At 71.9% G+C, this 2,665-nt stretch carries 1 protein-coding gene; it reads right to left on the bottom strand.

The features are described 5' to 3' along the window. Positions 1 to 118: 118 nt before the first annotated feature. Positions 119 to 2,503: an ATP-binding cassette domain-containing protein gene (locus GYH36_RS18985; protein WP_187308592.1), complete on the bottom strand. Its 2,385-nt coding sequence runs from the start codon at positions 2,501 to 2,503 to the stop codon at positions 119 to 121. Between the last annotated feature and the right edge of the window lie 162 nt (positions 2,504 to 2,665).

A 2,665-nucleotide genomic window follows, 5' to 3' on the forward strand; every position in this document is an offset into this window, starting at 1 on the left:
CCGGGTCCCCGCGCGGGGGTGTTACCGTGGGGCCCCCCCCACACCCCCGGGCCCCCCGCTGGGGGTGGGGGCGCGTCCCCCCCCCTGCCCGCCCAAAAACCGCATGGTCGGCGTCGGGTCAGGCGCCGACGTACGCCGCGAGGTGCTCGCCCGTGAGCGTGGACCGCGCGGCCACGAGGTCGGCCGGCGTGCCCTCGAAGACGACGCGACCGCCGTCGTGCCCGGCACCGGGGCCGAGGTCGACGATCCAGTCGGCGTGCGCCATGACGGCCTGGTGGTGCTCGATGACGATCACGGACTTGCCCGAGTCCACGATCCGGTCGAGCAGGCCGAGGAGGTTGCGCACGTCGGCGAGGTGCAGGCCCGTCGTCGGCTCGTCGAGCACGATGACGCCGCCCTTCTCGCCGAGGTGCGTCGCGAGCTTGAGGCGCTGGCGCTCGCCGCCCGAGAGCGTCGTGAGGGGCTGGCCGAGGCTCACGTACCCGAGGCCCACGTCGTCGAGCCGCTCGAGGATCGCCTTCGCCGCCGGGACCTTCGCGTCGCCGGACGAGAAGAACTCGCGGGCCTTCGCGACCGGGAGGTCGAGCACGTCGGCGATGCTCAGGCCGCCGAGCGTGTAGTCGAGCACCGCGGGCTGGAACCGGCGCCCGCCGCAGTCCTCGCACGGCGTGGACACCGTCTCCATGAAGCCGAGCTCGGTGTAGATGACGCCCGCGCCCTTGCACTCGGGGCACGCGCCCTCGGAGTTGGCGCTGAACAGCGCGGGCTTGACCCCGTTCGCCTTCGCGAAGGCCTTGCGGATCGGCTCCAGGAGGCCCGTGTACGTGGCGGGGTTGGAGCGGCGCGACCCCTTGACCGCGCTCTGGTCGATCGTCACGACGCCCTCGCGCGGCGAGATCGAGCCCTCGACGAGCGAGCTCTTGCCGGAGCCGGCGACGCCCGTGACGACGACGAGCACGCCGAGCGGGACGTCGACGTCCACGTCCTGCAGGTTGTGCGCGTCCGCGCCGCGGATCTCCAGCGCGCCGGTCGCGGTGCGCACGTCGTCCTTGACGGACACGCGGTCGTCGAGGTGGCGGCCCGTGACGGTGTCGCTCGCGCGCAGGCCCTCGACCGTGCCCTCGAACATGACGCGCCCGCCGTCCGTGCCCGCGCCGGGGCCGAGGTCGACGACGTGGTCGGCGACCCGGATCGTCTCCGGCTTGTGCTCGACGACGAGCACCGTGTTGCCCTTGTCGCGCAGCTGGAGCAGGAGGCGGTTCATGCGGTCGATGTCGTGCGGGTGCAGCCCGACCGTCGGCTCGTCGAACACGTACGTGACGTCGGTGAGCGACGACCCGAGGTGGCGCAGCATCTTGATCCGCTGCGACTCGCCCCCGGACAGCGTGCCGGACGGCCGGTCGAGGCTGAGGTACCCGAGCCCGAGCTCGACGAACGACGCGAGGTTGTCGCCGAGCGCCGTGACGACGGGGGCCATGTTCGGGTCGTCGAGCTCGCGGATCCACGCCGCGAGGTCGGTGATCTGCATGGCGCACAGGTCGGCGATGTTGACGCCGCGGATCTTCGACGACCGCGCCGACTCCGACAGCCGCGTGCCGCCGCAGTCGGGGCACGGCGCGAACGTGGCCACGCGCTCGACGAACGCGCGCACGTGCGGCTGGAGCGAGTCGACGTCCTTGGAGAACATCGCCTTCTGGAGCTTGGGGATGAGGCCCTCGTAGGTGAGGTTCATACCCGCCGCCTTGATCTTCGTCGGCTCCTTGTAGAGGAAGTCCTGCCGCTGCTGCTCGGTGAACTCCCGGATCGGGCGGTCGCCCGGGAAGAACCCGGACTCGACGAAGCCGCGCACCATCCAGCCGTCGGCCGTGTACCCCGGGACCTTGATCGCGCCGTCGAGGAGCGACTTCGAGTCGTCGAAGATCTCCGTGAGGTCGAGGTCGGAGACGGACCCGCGGCCCTCGCACCGCGGGCACATGCCGCCGTGGTAGATCGCGTTGCGCACGATCGTCTTCTCGCCCGTGGCCGACGTCATGATGCCGCTCGCCTTGCGCGCGGGGACGTTGAACGAGAACGCGGTGGGCGGGCCGACCTGCGGATCGCCGAACCGGCTGAACAGCACGCGCAGGATCGCGTTCGCGTCCGTCACCGTGCCGACCGTCGAGCGCGGGTTGGCGCCGAGGCGCTCCTGGTCCACGACGATCGCCGTCGTCAGGCCCTCGAGCACGTCGACGTCCGGGCGGTCGAGCGTCGGCATGAAGCCCTGGAGGAACGCCGGGTACGTCTCGTTGATGAGGCGCTGCGACTCCGCCGCGACCGTGTCGAACACGAGCGAGCTCTTGCCCGAGCCCGAGACCCCCGTGAACACCGTGAGGCGCCGCTTGGGGATCTCGACGCTTACGTCCTGCAGGTTGTTCGACCGGGCCCCCTGGACCCGGATGACGTCGTGACCGTCCGCGTCCCTCGGCACCGAGGTCTGCGGGTCCGTCGTCGTTGCCGTGCTCATCTCGTGTCTCCTCGTCGTCGAGCTCGTCGCGCGGCCACCGCCGGGCCGCCGTCACCGCGGACCGCCCGACCCCCGGCACCCCCGGTGAAGAGTCTGCCCGAGAGCCGGTCGGTCCGGCGCAGGGTTCGTGCTGGGCCCGCGCGACCGGCCTGGTCACAGGAC

It is taken from the genome of Cellulosimicrobium composti (genome assembly GCF_010287905.1).
GTDB lineage: Bacteria > Actinomycetota > Actinomycetes > Actinomycetales > Cellulomonadaceae > Cellulosimicrobium > Cellulosimicrobium composti.

Excerpts from the sequence above, each read along its gene's own strand:
- GYH36_RS18985 (WP_187308592.1), bottom strand. The coding sequence starts at position 2,503 with ATGAGCACGGCAACGACGACGGACCCGCAGACCTCGGTGCCGAGGGAC.